This window comes from Chthoniobacterales bacterium, assembly GCA_036569045.1.
Taxonomy (GTDB): domain Bacteria; phylum Verrucomicrobiota; class Verrucomicrobiia; order Chthoniobacterales; family JAATET01; genus JAATET01.
The window spans coordinates 1-18,815 of sequence record DATCRI010000079.1; the positions used below are offsets into that span (position 1 = coordinate 1).

Annotated in this window: 15 protein-coding genes; 4 read left to right on the top strand and 11 right to left on the bottom strand. The window is 66.4% G+C overall.

The window, feature by feature from the left end; all coding sequences use genetic code 11:
* Positions 1 to 69 precede the first annotated feature (69 nt).
* Genes VIM61_14255 through VIM61_14280 form a run of 6 tightly spaced genes read right to left on the bottom strand, consistent with a single transcriptional unit; the run spans position 70 to position 7,942 of the window.
* Complete coding sequence (locus VIM61_14255; GenBank protein HEY8901572.1) at positions 70 to 2,010, bottom strand: hypothetical protein; 1,941 nt, start codon at positions 2,008 to 2,010, stop codon at positions 70 to 72.
* Positions 2,011 to 2,023: 13 nt separating this feature from the next.
* On the bottom strand, positions 2,024 to 3,115 hold the full coding sequence (locus VIM61_14260; protein HEY8901573.1) for a PilT/PilU family type 4a pilus ATPase: 1,092 nt from the start codon (positions 3,113 to 3,115) through the stop codon (positions 2,024 to 2,026).
* A gap of 9 nt (positions 3,116 to 3,124) precedes the next feature.
* On the bottom strand, positions 3,125 to 4,186 hold the full coding sequence (locus VIM61_14265; GenBank protein ID HEY8901574.1) for an ATPase, T2SS/T4P/T4SS family: 1,062 nt from the start codon (positions 4,184 to 4,186) through the stop codon (positions 3,125 to 3,127).
* A gap of 26 nt (positions 4,187 to 4,212) precedes the next feature.
* Positions 4,213 to 5,571 (bottom strand): DUF2851 family protein, encoded by a 1,359-nt coding sequence (locus tag VIM61_14270; GenBank protein HEY8901575.1) that lies wholly within the window; start codon positions 5,569 to 5,571, stop codon positions 4,213 to 4,215.
* Entirely contained in the window at positions 5,568 to 7,148 is a 1,581-nt protein-coding gene (locus tag VIM61_14275) for a TIGR03790 family protein (protein HEY8901576.1), read from the bottom strand. The genes VIM61_14270 and VIM61_14275 overlap by 4 nt, the downstream gene beginning before the upstream one ends.
* Positions 7,145 to 7,942, bottom strand: a complete 798-nt coding sequence (locus VIM61_14280; protein HEY8901577.1) for an MBL fold metallo-hydrolase — start codon at positions 7,940 to 7,942, stop codon at positions 7,145 to 7,147. Before VIM61_14280 ends, VIM61_14275 begins: the two co-directional genes overlap by 4 nt.
* A gap of 39 nt (positions 7,943 to 7,981) precedes the next feature.
* Here VIM61_14280 and recN point away from each other — a divergent pair, with 39 nt between their 5' ends.
* The 3 genes from recN (at position 7,982) to VIM61_14295 (ending at position 11,839) form a co-directional block, all read left to right on the top strand.
* The gene (gene recN, locus VIM61_14285; GenBank protein HEY8901578.1) at positions 7,982 to 9,637 is read left to right on the top strand and encodes a DNA repair protein RecN; all 1,656 of its coding nucleotides are present in this window, start codon (positions 7,982 to 7,984) and stop codon (positions 9,635 to 9,637) included.
* Positions 9,634 to 10,344: a hypothetical protein gene (locus tag VIM61_14290; GenBank protein HEY8901579.1), complete on the top strand. Its 711-nt coding sequence runs from the start codon at positions 9,634 to 9,636 to the stop codon at positions 10,342 to 10,344. The genes recN and VIM61_14290 overlap by 4 nt, the downstream gene beginning before the upstream one ends.
* Positions 10,345 to 10,465: 121 nt before the next feature.
* Positions 10,466 to 11,839, top strand: coding sequence for an MBL fold metallo-hydrolase (locus VIM61_14295; GenBank protein HEY8901580.1), 1,374 nt, complete (start codon positions 10,466 to 10,468; stop codon positions 11,837 to 11,839).
* Between the two features lie 66 nt (positions 11,840 to 11,905).
* On the opposite strand, the gene VIM61_14300 is transcribed toward VIM61_14295, so the two are convergent.
* Complete coding sequence (locus tag VIM61_14300) at positions 11,906 to 12,748, bottom strand: RNA polymerase sigma factor RpoD/SigA (GenBank protein HEY8901581.1); 843 nt, start codon at positions 12,746 to 12,748, stop codon at positions 11,906 to 11,908.
* 352 nt (positions 12,749 to 13,100) lie between these two features.
* On the opposite strand from VIM61_14300, the gene VIM61_14305 reads away from it, so the two are divergent.
* Entirely contained in the window at positions 13,101 to 14,576 is a 1,476-nt protein-coding gene (locus VIM61_14305) for an MFS transporter (protein ID HEY8901582.1), read from the top strand.
* On the opposite strand, the gene VIM61_14310 is transcribed toward VIM61_14305, so the two are convergent.
* From VIM61_14310 to VIM61_14325, 4 genes are all read right to left on the bottom strand, one after another.
* Positions 14,573 to 15,148 carry a DUF4202 domain-containing protein gene (locus VIM61_14310; GenBank protein HEY8901583.1) on the bottom strand — a complete coding sequence of 192 codons (576 nt, stop codon included), beginning with the start codon at positions 15,146 to 15,148 and terminating at the stop codon, positions 14,573 to 14,575. The genes VIM61_14305 and VIM61_14310 overlap by 4 nt on opposite strands.
* Positions 15,149 to 15,188: 40 nt before the next feature.
* Complete coding sequence (locus VIM61_14315) at positions 15,189 to 15,788, bottom strand: hypothetical protein (GenBank protein ID HEY8901584.1); 600 nt, start codon at positions 15,786 to 15,788, stop codon at positions 15,189 to 15,191.
* A gap of 6 nt (positions 15,789 to 15,794) precedes the next feature.
* Positions 15,795 to 17,318: a DUF1501 domain-containing protein gene (locus VIM61_14320; GenBank protein HEY8901585.1), complete on the bottom strand. Its 1,524-nt coding sequence runs from the start codon at positions 17,316 to 17,318 to the stop codon at positions 15,795 to 15,797.
* A partial coding sequence (locus VIM61_14325; GenBank protein ID HEY8901586.1) for a DUF1800 family protein occupies positions 17,315 to 18,815 on the bottom strand: 1,501 nt, incomplete at its 5' end. The genes VIM61_14325 and VIM61_14320, both read right to left, overlap by 4 nt.

Genomic DNA, 18,815 nt, shown 5'->3' on the forward strand with positions numbered 1-18,815 from the left:
GCGAGGTCGCGCGGCTCGAGGAGGAGCGCGAGGCGAAGAAGGACAGGGTGCGCGCGGCGCGCTGAGACCCTAGCGGCCGCTGCCGGTGGCGGCCTGGAATCGAGTCTCCAGTTCGGTGATGTCCTGATCGAGGATGCTGCCGGCCTCGGGGCGAAGCGCGGTGCGGGCGGAGTCCACCACGCGGCGGGCGCCGGCGGCGTCGCCGCTCTGGGCGAGCGCGCGGGCGAAGGGCGAGACGACCTGATAGAAGAAATTGCCGCCGCTGGTGCGGCCGAGGCGGCTGAGCAGCCCGCGGTATTCGCGCATGGCGTCCTCGGATTTGCCGTCTTTCACGAGGCTGAAAAGGCGGGTGGCTGCGGCGTCGACGCTGAGGTCGGAGCGTTCTCGCCGATTCTGCGAGATGATTTGTGACTCGAACGCGGCGGCGGCGGCCTCATCGCCGTCGGCGCGCGAGAGGGCGGCGAGAGCGCGCTGGTGGCGGACCTTGAGATCGTCGTTGTTGGTGAATTGCCTGATGGCGTCTTCGTGGAAGGCCCGTTTTGCGGCGACCGGGGCGTTCGTGCGGTCGAGGAACGCCTCTTTCGCAGCCCAGGCGAGATCGTTGCGCGGGGAGGTGGAGATGGCGCTGTCGAGGGCGGCGAGTTCGCCTTTCGGGTCGCCGGCGGCGGCGAATATGCGGGCCATGGCGAGGTCGTCCTGCGAGGCGAGATAGGCGGGGGTGCGGCGGAAGCTCTGGGCGAGGGAGGCGAGTTCGTGGTCGTTGATGGGGAGCCACGTCTGGGGGTCGAGGGCTTCGCCGACGGCGTAGTTTTGATTTTCGTAGCGGCCGCAATCCATGTTCCACCGGCCGGGGCCCTTGAGGTAGCCGAACCACGCGTGGCCGCCGTCCGTGCCCTGGCCCGTGAAAAAAAGCGTGGGCAGGCCGCGGGCCTTGCCGGCGAGCATGGCAAAGTAGGCCTGGTCGACGCAGATGCCGCCGGTGGCCTGGATCGCGGCGAGCGTGTAGGGGCCGCCGGACCAGGTGTAGGCCTGGTTCGTGAGGCGGTCGTAGGCGTATCTGATGGAACTGAAGGCGCGGCCAAAATCGCCGCGGGGAAAGCGGGCGTTCTTCTGGGCCCAGGTGAGCTCGCTCGTGGCGACGGGGGCATCGACCACGAATTTCAGGTCCTCGACGTCGAGCTGGCGGAGGTCGTTGTAGAGGGCGTGGCTTTCGTTGCTGGCGACCCAGAAACGGAATTCCTCGACGGGCGTGGCCGTGGATTTCGGCACGTCGGCGGGCTTCACCTGTGAGTGCGGCCACCAGCGTGGCGGGGGCTGGTCGCGGACGAGGGCAATCGCGATGGCGAGATTCTGGCAGGCGACCCATTTCTCCGGCTCGGCCTCCCAGATTTGCTGGAGGGTTTTCAGGACGGCGGGTGCGTAGTCGAGATCGGAGAGCGAGCCGAAGAACGATTGCAGGAAGGCGGGGTTGCCGGCCATGGCGGCGAGGAATGGCAGCGAGAGGCCGTCGGCCACAGAGCCGGAACCCGGAACGAAATCGGACGGAAGAATGTAGTGAAGCGCTTCCGAATCCGTGGAGAGCGCTTTCAGCCGATCGGCGGAGACGGGGACAAAATTGTTCGCCGGGGCGAGGCCGGAACCGATGAAGGTGAGGCCGCCGGAGCGGGGCGAAGCGGGGTCCGTGTAGAAAAAGCGGCCGAGGTAGCGGGTGAGCTCCTGCGGGGCTGGACGGGCGAGCAATTCGCACCAGCGGGCGAGGAGGAGCCAGGCCTGGAACGAGGAATTTGCCACGCTGCCGGCGGAGCCGCCGCGGCCGGGCTGGTAGCCGGCGCGAAGGGATTTGCCGAGCTGGCTGGCGGCGGGTCCCCAGCCGAGCTTCGCCGCATAGGCGCGCTGCTGGGGAGTGGGCGGCTGGCGGAGATTCTGGGCGGGGCTGACCCCGGGCGTCGCGAAAAAGAGGACTGCGGCGAGCCCGGAAAGGCACTTTCGGAATGGGGGCGGCCGTTTCATCGAGGCAGGCCCGTCAGCCGAAGAGGCCGCGGCGCGGTGCTTTCTCGGGCTGGCGGGAGAGGGATTCCATCCGGGCGGTGTCCCGGGCGTTGACGACGGCTTCTTCCTTGCTGATCTGGCGGGTGAGATAGAGCTCGGTGAGGGCTTCGTCGATGGTGTTCATGCCCTCGCGGCCGCCGATCTCGAGGAGGCCGACGAGTTGTTCGTAGCGGCGGTCGCGAATGCAGGCGCGGATGGCGTTGTTCGCGATGAGCGTCTCGGAGGCGAGGACGCGGGAGCCGCCGCCTTCGCGCGGCAGGAGGCGCTGGGAGACGATCATTTCCAGGGCGTTGGCGAGCTGGGCGATGATCTGGGGCTGCTGGTCGCCGGGGAAGGCGTCGACCATGCGGTCGATGGCCTTGGGCGCGTCGATGGTGTGCAGGGTGCCGAGCACGAGGTGACCGGTCTCGGCGGCGGTGATGGCGGCGCGGATGGTCTCGAGATCGCGCATCTCGCCGACGAGGATGACGTCGGGATCCTGCCGGAGGACGTGGCGCAGGGCCTCGGCGAAGGAGCGGGTGTCGTTGCCGACCTCGCGCTGCTTCACGACGCTCCGGGAGTTCGGGAAGATGAATTCGATGGGGTCCTCCACGGTGATGATCATCGCCTGGCGCGTCTGGCTGATCTGTTTGACGATGGAGGCGAGGGTGGTGCTTTTGCCGGAGCCGGTGATTCCGGTGACGAGGACGAGCCCGCGCTCGATCGCGCAGGCACGCTGGATGGAGGGACGGTGGCCGAGGCTGGCGAGATCGGGAATCGCCTCCGGGATATAACGAAAGGCGGCCTCGAGGGTGCCGCGGCTGTAATGGGCGTTTCCGCGGAAGCGACCGAGGGGATTCACCTGCAGGGCGAAATCGAGCTCCCAATCCTGCTCGAGGCGGGCGCGCTGCGCCTCGGTGAGGACGTCGAGGATCATCATGCGGGCCTCCTCGGCGGAAACTTCCGGATGCGGCAGACTGACGATCTCGCCGTTCAGGCGAATGAGCGGGGGCATGCCGGCGACGATATGCAGATCGGAGGCCTGGAGACCGACGGCGTCCGCGAGAAGGGTGACGAGATCGCGCATGACGAGGATTTATCGGCGGGAGGTGAGACTGGTGATGCCGCGGAGGAGACGGGAGAGTTCGTTCGGGCGGTCGACGGAGGAAAGGGCGACGGCTTCGCTGACTTCGCCGCTCTGGCAGAGCGCGGCGATGCTGTTCAGCATGCTGCGGGCGGTGTCGTCCGGGGAGCGCTCGACGAGATCGCGCAGACCGCCGGGGCGGTTTTCCTCGATGTAGGTGCGGGCGGCGCCGACGTTTGCGAAGTATTCGACGGCGAGCCGATATCCGCCCGCGAGCGTGGGGAGAAGCCGCTGGGCGAGCACGCCGACGAGCTGGGCGGCGAACACCCGGGAGAGCATGCGGCGCTCGGCCTCGGGCAGGAGCTGCGACATGCGCTCGAGGGCGTCGGCGGTGTCGGAACCGTGGATCGTTGCCAGCACGAGGTGGCCGGTCTCCGAGGCGTGAATGGTGGCGACGGCGGAGTCCGGATCGCGGATCTCGCCGATGAACAGAACGTCCGGCGCCTGGCGCAGAGCCTGGCGGAGGCCGTCGGAAAAGGTGGCGGTGTCGATCCCGACCTCGCGCTGGGTGAAGACGCTGGCGTTGTCGCGGAACATGAACTCGATGGGATCCTCGATCGTGACGATGTGGCGAGATGAGGACTCGTTGATGTGCTCGAGGCAGGCGGCAAGCGTGGTGGATTTGCCGGAGCCAGCCGGCCCGGTGACAAGGATGATGCCGCTCTGGCGGGTGAGCCACTCGCGGAGCAGCGGGGCGGGGACGCCGAGATTGTCGAGCTCGGGAATCTCGCTGCGGATGTGGCGCAGCACGGCGCCGCGGCGGCCGAGGTTGCGGAACAGATTGACGCGGAAACGCTCGGAGCTGGCCGAGAGGAAGGCGGCGTCACGGTCCAGCGTCTCGGGGGCGCCTCCGCAGGCGGTCCACAGGGCATCGAAAACCTCGGGCGCGACCGACTCGGCATCGACGCGGGCGATGGCGCCGTTGATCCGAAGAGCGAGTGGCTCGCCTTCGTGCAGGATGAGGTCCGAGGCGCCGTAGCGAACGGTCAGGTCGCAGAGATCGTGCAGCGTCATGCGAAGGAAGGGAGCGGGGAAGGGCGTCAGTCTCGCACGGAGGACGAGGTTGGGCAATGGCCGGGCGGGGGGAAGGTCGCGTTTCGCAGGGCGGCGAGAAAGGCCGGGGGATCCGGCGCCATGCGGTGGTCGCGCTCGAGCTGAAGAAGCCCCTGCTGGAGGACGGCCTCGCGGAGCGAGCGCGGGAGGGCGTCCTCGAAAAAGCGATCGGCGGTGGCGCGCATGATCGTGGCCGGAACGGGACCGGATTCGCGGACGAAGGCGTCCCAGGCATCCTCGGTCCGGCTGATAGCCTGCGGATAGAAGACGTTGAGGAGAATATCGCGGAGGCGCTCCGGGCCGACGAGGGCCTGCGGGCGATCGAAGGCGGCGGCTTTCAGGTTGAAACGAGTGTCCCAGAAGGGATGCCCCAGCGATTCGAGCGTGTGCAGGAATGCGGTGCGTTCGCTGCTGGCGAGGGCGGAGCGGATGGGCGACCACGATCTCGCGACCGCGGCGAGGGCGGCCACGCGCCGGTGGGGGTGGTTCGCGGGACGCAGGCCGGCGAAATGCCACGCCTCCGGCGGCAGAATCCAGCGCTCGCAACGCGCACGGGCGGACCACCAATCCTCCCAGAGCACCCGGAGGTAGGCGCGGGTCGCCGGATCGGCAGCGGGTGGCTGGGGCGTTTCCAGGAAGCCCGCGGCGCCGAAGAGCAGGGCCTCGCCGTCGGGGGCCGCTGCGGCGCGCACGTCCACGCGCTGGGCGAGAAGCAGGAACGGGGTCTGGTTGCGCTTGTAGCCGAGGGCCACGGCAATGGCGGCAAATTGCGCGGCATCCTCGCCGTGGGCGGAGGCATGTCGTTGCAGGGCGGCGGCCTTGAGGTCCAGGCGATGCCGGGCGGCGGCGTGAAGGATGGCCCGGGCCCGCGTGGCTTCGGTGGTGATCGGTTCGGGGGGGCGAGCGGTCGATGCGGGGTGGGATTTCGCGGGCGGGAGCGCGATCTGGGGGACTTCGCGGTGGTCGCAGGTGCGGGTGAAAAAGCGCGCGGCCGGGCGATGAACGAAGAGGTGGGCAATCGCCTCGCGAAAGGCGGGATTGCCGGCGTGCCCGTGACGCTCCCAGTCCCGGACATCGAGGTCGAGCTCGATGGCGCCGCGACGTTCCTCGTTGCCGATCCGAATGCGCGCGTCGACGAAATCCGGCCCGGCCTCGTGATTCCAGCGGCCGAAATCCTCGACACGGACCGGCGCGCCGTCCTCGGAAACCCAGTCGCGGCCGAATTCTCCAGAGAACCAGCGGGCTTGTAGCTCGAGTTCGCCGGCGGGACGGGAGGGGGCTTCCGGCTCGCGGATCGTGGTGCCACCGGCGGCAAGGGCGTCGCGATAGGCGGCTGCGGCGGTCATGGAACCGGTGGGTGAAGAGGGGAGAGGGTTTCCGCGATCCGGCCGAGGGTGATTTGCGGGAGCCCGGACGGAAATTCCTTCAGGGCGGTGGAGACCCGGGTGATCGCAGCATCCTGGCGGTCGGCGCGACGGAGCAGGCTGATCTGCTCGAGGGCGATGCGAAAGCGAATGGTGTCCGACTTGGTCATGGCGGCCGCTTCGTCGAGGGTGGCCAGACCTTCGTCCAGCTTGCCGGCGGCGGCCTGCGCCTGGCCGAGCGCTTCGAGCGGCATCGAGTTGCCGGAGGTTTCGGCCAGTTTGTGAAGGGCATCCGCTGCGGCGAGCGGACCGCCGGCGCTTAGGACCGCGGCGCGATATTGTTGCCAGATGTTCGGAGAATCCGTGCCGGAGTCGACCGAAACCCAGCTCCCATACGGGCGATAAAGGGGATCGCCAACGACGATTCCCATCCACGAAAGGCCGCGCTGGGAGGCGTAGGCGGCCTCGCCAAGCGTCAGGCCATTCATCAGGCGATCCTGCAGGAGGTCGAAATGGACGGTGAGTTCCAGATAGGGCTCGTAAACGTTGCCGAGGGTCGCCGCCGCGCCACGGTCCAGCAGCGGGGCGACCCATGCGACCTTAGGATCGCGGATCGTGCGGGCGCTCAAGGAGTGAAGATGGAAGGCGACCGCGCCCGGGACGAATCGGAAGTTCGGTTGGGTGAAAGGACCGGTGACGTCCCCGGCATACCAGCCGTAGTAAATGGCGGCGTCGGTCATCGGGAAGCCCTCGGGCAGCGTCTCGGAAACCGCATCGGTGATGACGGGGAGCCCCTGGCGGCGCATGAGATCCTCGGCGGCGGAGAGCCATTGATCGCCGGTCGCATAGTTGCCGGAATCGATACCGCGTTTGTCTACGTAGGCCCAGCCCCACAGGCCGGTGCGCTCGGTGGCAATCGAGGCGTCGATCATGCGTCGGACAAGGGCGTCGCTGGGGCCGTCGAGCCGACAAACGAGGAGCGGGCTCTGGTTGGGAGGCACCTGAAGGATGGGCGTGAACCGGCGGTAGTAGGGATTGATCAGGAATGCGGGGAGATTCTCACGCAGGGCGAAAAGCGCGGAGAGTTCCGAGTCGACCGAGGCTTCGTTGTGCTGGAGCAGCATCTCCATCGGGCTGTTGGGCGGGAAACCCTCGGGCAGCGGCGGGGGAGGCAGAGCGCCGTCGGGCCGAATCTTCAGCGGCACGCCCCGAATCACCGCGACGAAGCGCATCTTGGAGGACACGACGTATTCGTCGCCGTCGGAATTTCGATCCAGCTGCCACCATTCGAAGCGGTTGAATGCCCGACGGAGCGGCGCCTCGATGTTTACGAGATACTCGTCGCGGTCGATTTCCTCGTCGCCCGAGCAAGGCACGCCGACGAGCTGGTTCTTCGGAATGTCACGCTTCGCGGCGTAATATTCCGCAAGGGCGAGGGAGGCGGGCTGGTTGCTGTTGTAGAGGACGATGGTCGCGGCGGCCTCGGGCGAGGGCGTGTCGGCGAAGGCTCCCGTCGCGAGGACGAGAAGGCCGGCCGCCGCTGCGAGAAGGATTCTCATGCGATGGGCAGGCGCAATCCGTCGAAAGCCATGCGGACGTCCTCGGGAAGCTCGGCTTCGGTCTCGGCATGGCCGAGATCGTGCCCGATGTGCGTGAAGAACGTCCGCCGGGCGCCGACGGCGCGGGAGGCATTGATGGCCTCCGCCACGCTGAGATGAGTGGGGTGGGGATTGTGGCGCAGGGCGTCGATCACGAGCACTTCCACGCCCTCGGCCGCGGCCCGAGCCTCGGGCGGCACCTCATTGCAATCCGTGAAATAGGCAAGCAGGCGGCGGCCACTCTGCGAGAAGACGAATCCCGTGGTGGAGAAGCGCCCGTGCGGCAGTTGCACCGGCACGATCTCGAGATCGCCGAGCCGGAACGGCCCAAGGATCTCGTGGGCCAGCGGTCGCATGTAGTTGCGGAAGGCCGGTCCGGCGGCATCGAACGCGAAGGGGTAGATGCGCCGCAGGTCGTCGAGCACGCCGGGCGTGGCGTGGATGGGCATTTCGCGGTCCTGCGTCTCGCAGAATCGCCGCAGGTCGTCGAAACCCATCACGTGGTCCGTGTGCGCATGGGTGTAGAGCACGGCATCGATGCGGTGCAATTTCTCGCGGAGGGCCTGCGTGCGAAAGTCCGGCGGTGTATCGATGATGAACTCGGCCTCCGGCGTGCGAATGCGGGCCGCGGTGCGCAGGCGGCGGTCGCGGGCGTCCTTCGAGCGGCACACCGCGCAATCACAGGCGATCATCGGCACTCCCTGTGACGTCCCCGTCCCGAGGAAGGTAATTTCGAGGCCGGCCGTCACTTTCATTCCGCCGGCGAAGCTGTCATATTCCCGTCCGCCGCCGCAATGCTCGCCTCTCTCCGTATTCGTAATTTCGCTTTGGTGGAAAGCCTCGCCTGGGACATTCCGGGCGGCTTCGTGGCCATCACCGGCGAGACCGGCGCGGGCAAATCGATTCTCATTGGCGGGTTGAAGCTCCTCCTGGGCGAACGCGCGGACAAGTCCGCCATTCGCGCCGGGGCATCCGAATGTCTCGTCGAAGCGGTCGCGGAATTGCCCGAGGGCTCATCGATTCCCGCGTTGCTCGAAGAAGCCGGCATCGAGCCCTGTGAGGATCGCCAGCTCCTGCTCAAACGCGTGATTTCCGCCACCGGCGCGGGGCGGCAGTTCGTCAACGGCTCCCCCTGCACGCTTGCGATTCTGCGGCAGATCGGCGACCGCCTCATCGATCTGCACGGCCCGCACGATCACCAGTCGCTCTTCGCGCGCGAGGCCCAGACGCGCCTGCTCGACGCCTACGCGGGCGCGGGAAAAAACCTGGCCGATTACCGAGCGGCCCGCGCGGAATGGCTTGCCCTCGAGCGCGAACAGGACGAAAGCGACGCCGCCGGTCAGGCCCGGGAACGGGAGATTGATCTGCTGGCCCACCAGGCGGAGGAAATCGAGGCCGCCGCGCTCATTCCCGACGAAGAGGAGACGCTGGTCGCCCGCCAGCAGACCGCCGCGAATGCGCGCCGGCTCCAGGAGCTCGCCGCCGCCTCGGCCCAGGCGCTCACCGAGGCCGAGGATTCCATCGGCAGCCGCATGGGCGACGTCGCCCGCCTTCTGCGCGAGCTGGCGCGGCTTGATCCGACACAGGCTGATCTTGCCGCGCGGCATACCGCGCTCGCCGAGGAAATCGGCGAGCTCGCCCGGGCCGTGGCGAGCTACGGCGATCATCTCGATGCGAATCCCGCTTCGCTCGCGGAAATCGAGGAACGCCTCGACCTCTTTCAAACGCTCAAGCGCAAATACGGGCGCACGCTCGCCGAGGTGATCGCCTATGGCGACGAAAGCGCCGTCCGCCTCGCGAAACTGCGCGAGCAGGTCGCCCGTGGCGCGAACCTCGGGGCCGAAATCGCCGCGGCGAAATCCCGGGCGCTCGCGGTCGGCGCGAAGATTTCCAAACAGCGCGCCGCCGCCGCGCCGAAGCTCGCTGCAATCGTCCGCAAGCACCTCGGCGACCTTGGTTTCTTGAAGGCGGGTTTCGACATTCGCCTCGAGGCGGAAGAACCCTCGCCCGACGGCCTCGAGACCGTGGAATTCGTCTTCGCGCCGAACCCCGGCGAGCCCGCGCAGCCGCTGCGCTCGATCGCCTCCAGTGGCGAAATTTCCCGTGTGATGCTCGCGCTCAAGACGGCGCTGGCCGCGCAGGACGAAGTGCCCGTGCTCGTGTTCGACGAGATCGATGCGAACGTCGGCGGCGAGGTTTCTCACGCGGTTGGCGCCAAGATGCGCGAGATCGGCACGTGCCGGCAGGTGCTCTGCATCACCCACCTGCCGCAGGTCGCCTCCGCTGCCGGCGCGCATTTCGTCGTGAGCAAATCCGTGGTCGGCGGTCGCACGATTTCGGCGCTGGCCGCCGTCTCGGCCGACGATCGCGCGGAGGAAATCGCCCGGATGCTCGGCAGCCGCTCCGGCGGCGCTGCGCTGGCCCACGCGCGAGAGCTTCTCGACGCATGAAGCGATTGCTGTTCGCGGGGCTTTTTGCCGGCATTGCGGCCGCGCTGCCCATTCCCCGGATGAGCCTGCCACCCGCCGTGACGGTGATCGAGACGGCCGGCCCGGCCACGCCGCTCGACGCCGCGCTCATCCTGCGGGCGATCTTTCGCTACTCGCCGAAGTCGGTCACGTTTCTCGATCCGCTCGCGGGTGAGGACGGACGAAGTTTCCTCGATTCCAAGCTCGCCGACACGAAGGTGCCGGTCTCGATCGGCGCCGGCTCGGCGAAGACGGGAACCGGTAAGCCGCTCCCGGACAGCGTGCCGAATGTTTCCTTTGATCGGCTGATGGTGCGCACCGAGCGAAGTGAACGCGGCGAGGTCTCGCTCGATCTCGACGGATTGTTTCGCAATCGCGCGGTGCTCGTCGAGCGGACGGGCGGCGGGGGCGTCGCGCAAATGATCCCGGCGGAGCCGTGGGCGCGCCCGGTGTGGAAATGGTCGAGCGTGCTGCTGGCGGCTTCGCTGCCGTGGTGGCCATTCGGGCGGGTCGAGCGAGGACTGATCGCGCTCGGGGTCGGCTGCGGCTGGGGCCTGCTGGGAATGGCGTTGCAACAGGAGCTTGGCGTGGCGCTGCCGTGGATCTACCTGCCGCTGCTGGCGATCTTTGCGGTGATTCCTGCCGACCTGCACCTACGCAAAGTTCAGCAGCGGAAACCGGCGGCCTAGCACGGTGGCGCAGACAACGGAGTGAGCATATGCGATGAAACCGGTGTCGTGGCGAAAAGTTCCGTCTCAGAAGAAAGCGATTTGCCTTTGAGCGCCGCAAGCCGCTGTTTATGAACGCCCGATGGAATTCGTAAACCTGGCCCGTCGCACCGAGATCGGCGCGAATTCCTATCTTTTGCGTGCTGCCGGCCGGAACATCGTCCTGGACTGCGGCATGCATCCCAAGGAACGCGGCCTCGCCGCGCTGCCCGATTACTCGTTGATCGAGCCGGGCACCGTCGATGCGATCGTCATCACTCACGCGCATCAGGACCACATCGGCTCTCTGCCGGTGCTCACCCGTGCGGAGTCGAAAGCGCGGGTCTTTCTGACCGAGCCGACCCGCCGCATCGGCGACACGATGCTGCACAACTCGGTGAACGTGATGACCCGTCAGCGCGAGGACGAGGGCATGATGGAATATCCGCTGTTCACGCACCGCGGGATCGAATTTTCCCGCCTCATGTGGCGGCCCGCGCCGGCCCGAGTGACCTTCACGCTCGACGGGGAACGGGGTCACGGCGACGGCGAGGAGCCAACGATGGAGTTCTACCACGCCGGGCACATTCTCGGGTCCGCCGGCGTCCTCATCCGCGCCGAAGGCCGCAGCCTCTTTTACACGGGCGATGTGAATTTCGACGACCAGACGCTCATGCGCGGCGCCGATTTCCCGAAGGAAGGCGTCGACGTGCTCGTGATGGAGACGACCCGCGGCGACGCGCCCACGCCGCCGGATTTCACCCGCCTTGGCGAGGAACGCCGCTTCGCGGACGCGATTCTCGCCGCCTTCGAGCGCGGCGGCAGCGTCACGATTCCCGTCTTCGCCCTCGGCAAGACGCAGGAAATTCTCGCGATGCTCTGGAGAATGCGCCGTGGCGGCGAGCTCGCGCGGACACCCATCTACATCGGTGGCCTCAGCACCAAGATCACGACTGCCTACGACGCCTTTGCGCACAGTCCCGATCGAGGCAGCTCCGAACTCGCGTTGCTTCAGGAAATGGCGCCCTACGTCCTTTCCGGCAACGAGGTGAACACCATGCCGGCGCGCCCGCACTGCATCTTTGCCCTCTCGAGCGGCATGATGACCGAGCACACGCTCTCGAACATCTGGGCGCGCAAGATTCTCCCCGATCCGAAGCAGTCGCTCTTCTTCGTCGGCTATTCCGATCCCGAATCCCCCGCCGGCAAGCTCCGGCAGGCGAAACCCGGCGACATGATCCAGCTCGATCCCGAGCAGCCTGCCGTTCCCTTCCGCTGCCACCACGAGACGTTCAACTTCAGCGCGCATGCTTCTCGCGATTCGCTCCGGGACTACGCCCTTGCCCTGAAGCCGAAGAAAATTCTTCTCGTGCACGGCGATCCACCGGCGATTGCCTGGTTTCAGGCCGAGTTTCGCGAAAAGCTCCCCGGCACAGAGGTCATCGTGCCCACGCCGGGCGAAACGCTGACCCTCTAGGAAAAGCGAAAAGGCCGGACTCCCCCCCGAGCGTCCGGCCTTTTCAAAGTTCTCTCTGGCGAAGCCTTACACGAGCTCGGGCTTCGGCCTTTCCTTCTTGTTCAGCGCGCGCCGCATCTTGCCGAGCGCGATGTTTTGAAGCTGCCGAATGCGTTCCCGCGTCACGCCGAACTTCTCACCGACTTCCTCGAGCGTCTTCGGCTTGCCACCGTCGAGCCCGAAGCGGGAGTTGATGATCTTGCGTTCGCGTTCATCGAGCACGTCGAGCAGGTCGCCGACCTCGTCGCGCAAATCCTTGTCGCGCAAGAGTTCGAACGGATCCTGCGCTTCTTCGTCGCCGACGATCTCGCCAAACTCGGTGGAATCGTCGTCACCGATGGGCGCGTCGAGCGAAGCCGGGCGGATGGCCGCCGTCTTCAGCTGCGACACCTTCGAGGCGAGCATGCCGATCTCCTCGGCCAGCTCGTCGTCGGTCGGTTCGCGGCCGAGTTCTTCACTCATCTGCACCGCCACGCGGCGGATCTTGGAAATCTTGTCCACGAGGTGGACGGGCAGGCGGATCGTCTTGCTCTGATTGGCCAGGGCGCGCTTGATCGATTGCTTGATCCACCAGGCCGCGTAGGTGCTGAGCTTGCCGCCCTTTTTCGGGTCGAAGCGCTCGACAGCCTTCATGAGGCCGATATTGCCTTCGGAAATCAGGTCCAGAAGGGGCAGGCCGAGGCCCTGATAGTCGCGCGCGATCTTTACGACGAGACGGAGATTCGCACGAACCATGTGCGCGCGAGCCTGGGCGTCGCCACGCTTGATCTTGCGCGCGAGCTTGATCTCCTCTTCGACCGTGAGCAGCGGGAACCGCGCAATCTCGCGCAGGTAAAGCTGGAATCCGGTATCGGTATCTTCAATTGCCATTTGTTTTTGCAGGCCGTGAAGGCCCCCTCACTGGTTAAGACGCGGCAGCACGAGCTTTTGTTCGATCGGCGCGTTTTTGTTAATGTGGTTAAGCTTTCGACAGGGTAACCCCTCCGGCGTTCAATCGATTTGAAAATTTTTTCAATATTCCGGGGCGTGACCGAGAAAGAACAGAGTGGACCCGCGGGTGAAACGGGGCTTCGAGGGAAATCCGAGGAGTTATTCTCCTAAAGGTGTTCGGACCGCGTCCGATGACTGGCTGTGGAAATTCCATCGGCTTTCCGCGGCCAAACTGACACAAGGTGAGGTTTGACGGGACGGCGCCGCCTCCCTGATTTGCGATTCCCGACCCATGAGCGAGCCGAAGCCGAAAACCGTCCAGGAATACATCGACGAGACGCCGAACTGGTCCGACGGCACGCGGGTTTCCGAGGCCCCGATGACGTCGATGCAATGGCGCATCTGGATGCTCGCGACCGCCGGAAAATTTTTCGAGGGGCTGGTGATCTTCATGACGGGCGTGGCGCTCCCGCTGATCGTGCGGGAATTCGGGCTCGATGCGACCGGCAAGGGAATCGTGAGTGCGGCGCCGCTGTTCGGCATTCTCATCGGCGCGACGGCGCTGGGCGGCCTCGCGGATCGCTTTGGCCGCAAGGCAATGTTCATCCTCGAGATGGCGCTGTTCGTCGCGTTCCTCGTGCTCGTGACCTGCAGTGGAAATTTCCTGTGGCTCTCGGTCGGTTTATTGGGGCTCGGGCTTGCCCTCGGGTGCGACTATCCAACGGCGCATCTCGTGATTTCGGAAAGCATCCCGAGCAGTTTCCGCGGACGGCTGGTGCTGGGCGCGTTTGGGTTCCAGGCGGTGGGCGCGCTCGTTGGGACGGTGATCGGCTACCTCATCCTGCGGGATCACGAATCACTCGCCGACTGGCGGTGGATGTATGCCACGGCGATCGGGCCGGCGGTTCTGGTGACGATCGGGCGATTTTTCATTCCGCAGAGCGGCCATTGGCTGGTGGCGCAGGGACGCATCCCGGAGGCGGAGCGCGAGCTGCACCGACTGCTCGACCGCGAGCCGCCGTATCCCAGCCAGTTCCGGATCGTGGACCCCGATGCGGAGATGGCGAAGACGGCGGATCGCAAGCCGCGGTTCGCGAAACTTTTCAAGCGGAAGCATCGCCGCGCCACCATCCTGGCCTCGCTGCCGTGGTTCCTGCAGGACCTCGCGACCTACGGGATCGGGATTTTCACGCCCACGATTCTCGTCGCGGCGATCGGCGGCGGGGACAGCGGTCCGGCACGAAATCTCGCCGACCTCATTCACGGCGACATGATGGCCGCGAAGGGCGCGGCGTTTCTGGATGCGCTGCTGCTTGTGGGCATCGTCGGCGCGATCATCCTCGCCGATCGCGTGGGGCGCATTCGCCTCCAGATCCTCGGCTTCATTGGCTGCGCGGCCGGATTGCTCCTCGCGGCGCTGTCGTCCTACGCGAGCGATCCGCTCCGGCTGACGCTGATTTTTGCCGGCTTCATGCTCTTCAATTTCATGACGAATCTCGGGCCGAACGCGATGACCTACCTGATCGCCGGCGAGGTGTTCCCCACGCACATTCGCGGGATGGGCGCAGGGTTCGCCGCTTCGTTCGCGAAGATCGGCGCGGTGCTTACGGCATTCCTGTTTCCGATCTTGCTCAGCCATCTTGGCACCACGACGCTGCTGTTCGGGCTCGTCGTCGCTTCGCTCGCCGGCGCCGTGGTGACATGGCGCTTCCACATCGAGACGATGGGAGTGAACCTCGAAAAAATCGACAGCAGCGAGCCGGCCTAGGCCAGAGCTTCGCGAACGAGCGCGGCGATGGCGGGCGGCAGGTCGAGCGCGAGCGCGGCCTGCTGCGCGGCGGGGCTCATCTTGCGCCAGGTCTTCTGCAGGATGCGGAGGAATTTTTCGCGCGGGTAGTCGGCGTGCTGGGCGGCGAAATCGGCGATTTCGTTTTCCAGAAAGACGAGGCAGGCGGCGTCTTCGAGCGCCTGGGTGCCGGGGTTCGTCATCAGCCCGGTCTTGGAGACCCAGGTTGCGACGTCGTCCGCTTCGGCGGAGGAGACATCTGCCTCGCGGAGCAGCTCGCGGGCGCGGGCGGCCTGGGATTTGTAGAGGCCCTGGCGCCAGGCGTAGTAGCCGGCCTTGCCTTCGGGATAGGTGGCGCGGGGGACCGTCCAGCGTTCGAGGTGCTGGCAACGCGCGGCGAGACGCAGCAAGGGCGAGGCTTCCGGAACGAGGCGGGCGACCCACTCCTCCATGCGATCGGCGTAGACGAGTTCGGCGGGAGTGCCGGCGTCGGTGCGCGAGGGATCGGCGGCATGAGCAGCGTCGATCAACTCCCGGGCGCGTTCGTAGGACATGAGCCGGAGTGTGCGGCGGTGGCCGGGGAAATTCCAGCGTCTAGAGTGGGGGGCGGTCGCCGGGAGCCTCGTCGAGGATGTCGTCGGGAGTGAACATTCTCCGGTCGGCGCCGGCGGAGCGGAGGTCCATCGTGTCGCGGGAGAGCTTGTGGAAAAAGTAGGGTTCGCCCCAGCGGTCGAGCAAGGCGCCGTCGGCATCGAGCAGGGTTTTCTCCGGGGCGAGGAAACGGATTTTCTTCGGGTTATCGCCGAGGAGGGCGCGGGTGATCTCCGCATTCTCGCCCCCGGGGGGATTCTCGTGGAAGACGACGTGGTAGTCGCCGAGCAGGGCGCGCACGATCCCGAGATCCTCGGCGGCGCTTTGGGCCGGAGCGTTGAGAGATTTTGCGGCGGCGATGGAGTCGGTCCATTCGATGAAGCCGTCGGCGGTGCGCGGGAGAATGGTGGCGCGGGCGGGATCTTTCAAAAGATCCGGGCGGGCGCGGGGGGGCGGTGAAGTCGCGGACGGAGCGATCGATTCGGCAGCGGGCGGCGGTGGCGTCGCCGGAGGCGAAGGCGCTGGCGGGCGAAGCAGGAAAAAGGCGAGAACGACGGTGAAGGCGAGGAGAACGGCGGCCGCGACGAGTTTCCGCGTGGACATGGGGGATCAGCCGAGATTGACGAAGCCGAGATTGGCGCTGGCGCCGAAGGGATCGTTGAAGCGGCTGAGGTTCGGGAAAATGGCGCCGAGGGAGTTCGTGTCGACGCCGAGCCAGCGGGCGGCGGCGGCGGCGTATTGGTCGACCGACGTCGTGGGGATCCAGCGGCCACGACCGCCGTCGACATCCTGATCGGCGCCGACCTTGAGGCTGGGGAAGGCGCCGTAGACCTGGCCGCCATTGACGGGACCGCCCATGACGAAGTGGTGTCCGCCCCAGCCGTGATCGGAACCGGCGGCGGAGTCGGTGCCGTTGGGCGTGAAGGTGCGAGTGAAGTCGGAGTGGGAGAGCAGGAGGACGTTGTCGTTTTGCTGGAGGGCGATCATGGCCTGCGAGAAAGCCTTCAGGGAATTGCTGAGCTCGGTCATGAGGTTAGCCTGCGCGGAGAGCTGGTCGGCGTGGGTGTCGTAGCCGCCGATGCTGCAGAAGAAGATCTGGCGGTGATTGCCGATGGCTTCGCGGCCGGCGACGAGCTTGGCGATGGTCTTGAGCTGGCTGCCGAGCGAAGTCGTGGCGCCTGCGTTCGTGAAGATGGCGTCGAGGTCCACGCCACTGCCGGCGGCGGCGGTGAAGGCGGTGGAGACGATGGCTTCGTTGAGCCGGGCGCGGCGAACGACTTCGGCATAGCCTTCCTCGAGCAGGTTCTCGTGAACGTAGTGGGTGATGTCGTCGAAGGCCTTGAGGCGCAGGCCGGCGTTGTTCGCCTTGTAGGTGCCATCCGTGTTCATGGCGTTCCCGTAGGGCCCGGCGCCACTATTGTAGCCGGAGAGCGAGATCGAGCCGGTGGGGGAGACGGTGTATTGGACGACATCGTTGCCGACCTGGAAGCTGTTGATGCCCGAGATGGTGACGGACATGGAGACTTTGTCGCCGGAGTAACCCTGCGAGCGGAGGAGATCGGCCACGCGGCCGCCCCAGCCGGTCTGGAACGGCTTGTCGGGCACGGAACTCTGCCACTCGACCTGCTGGTCGGAATGGGAAAAGAGCTGCGGCGGAATGGCGACCGATTTCGCGATGTATTGGTCGCGGGTGATCGGGAATGCAAGGGTGCCGACATTTGCGATGAAGGCGAGTTCGCCGGCGTCGTAGAGGTCGCGGAATCCGGTGAGGTTCGGGTGAACGGCGAAGTTCCCGGCGCCGCTGAGCGGAAGGGACGCCGGCTGGCCGGCGACGTAGGCGGGATCGGTGGGATCGAGAATGCGGAGGACGCCGCGGGAGTTCTTGTAGTTGTCGTAGGATGCGTTGCCGACCCGCGGGAGCAGCATGTTGTTCGAGTCGTTGCCGCCGTAGAGGAAGAGCACGACCATCGCGCGATAGTCCGTGAAGGTGCTGACCTGCGCGAGGGCCGAGCGCGTGAGGGTGAGGTGCGCGAGCGTGTTGACGAGACCGGTGATGCCGAGCGTCGCGCAGGCGGACTGGCGGAGGAAACTGCGCCGCGTGGTCAACATCTCACGGTCATTGGATTTCTTCATGGCTGGTGGATGCTGGTGGGTGAGCTGGCGAGCAAGTAGAGCAGCGCCTTGTGGCGATCGCCGATGGCGGTGTCGTTCGTGTTGGTGCCGCTCGTGGCGGTGACGGTGTCGATGATGATGCTGCGGGGATTCGGCGTCGGGGCGCTGACGTAGCGTTCTTTCAGACGGCCGCCGGTGAGCAGAAGGTCGGCGTCGTCCAGGGTGGCGGTGACCGCGTCGCGAATCGTGCCGCCGGCGGCGATGACGGCCTTGTAGCGATTGAAGAACGGAACGCGGTCGATCTTCACGTCGTCGAGGGTGGAATCGGTGGCGCCGACGAGCGCGGAGACGCCGACGCCGGTGTCCGACTCGGTGAACGAGCGGCCGTAGTTGATCGCCTGGATGACCTGCGTCTCGGTGGTGAGCTGCATTTCGGGTGCGGTGAGGCCGGCCGCGGCGATGGCGCCGCCGGGGCTGTAGCGCGGCAGGAACCAGTTGAAGACGGTGGGCGAGCGGAGCGGCGTCTGGGCGAGATTCGTGTCGGTGTTGCCGTAGCGGTAGCGCGTGACGCCGGCGGGGAAGTTGTCGAGCTGGCCCGCGGGATAGCCGTAGGCGGAGAGGTCGGAAAGCGGGAGCTTCGAGGCGGCGCCGAAGGCGCGCAGGAGCTGGACGTAGCGGATGATGGGCTCCTTCTGCTTGCCGTGGCCGACGTCGAGCGCGATGGAGGGATTTCGCGCCTCGGGATCGAGGAGGATGGCCTTCACGACGGCCTTGAGATTGCCGCGCTGGCCGGTGCCGTCGTTCTCGAAAGCCTTCCCGACGCGATAAACATAGCCCGCGCTGGGGCTGGACGTGACGAGGCGCTGGATGAGGAGGCGGCTGATGAAGGTGGGCGTGTTTGCGTGGTTCGCGAGGATGTCGAGGGCGGCATCCATGTCGGCGTCGCCGGAGAGGCCGGCGGGAATTGTCACGCCGAGCACGGTCTTCGCGCCGGTGTCGTGGTAGGTTGCGCCGAAGTTCTTCATGGGGTTCAGCCACGAGGCCTGGAAATACGCCGGACCGCTCCCGGCGGTGAAACTCGTGTTGTCCTGCACGGGGTAGCCACTCGCTTTCGAGCCGTGGGACTTGCTGAAGCTCCAGCCGGTGAAGACGCGGGCGAGCTCGGTGATGTCGGTATTCGTGTAGGTATTTGTCGGCGTGCCGGCATTGCCGAGGTTCACGCTGCCGTCGGCGTTGAGCTTGACGAGACCGATCGAGAAAAGCTGCATGACCTCGCGGGCGTAGTTTTCGTCGGGGCTGGTGAGGACGTTGCCGCCGGCGTCGACCTTGGCCTTCTGGTTCTTCAGGCTGCTGAGATACTGCCCCATCATCGGGCTGCGACTGATTTCGCCAAGAAGCGCGCGGTAGCTGCCGTCGGCGTAGCGGCCGAGCATGTCGTAGTAATTTGCGGCGCCGTAGTGCTTCGCCGAGACGGTCGAATCAACCTCCGAGATGACGAAGATCTCGCTCAGGGCGAAG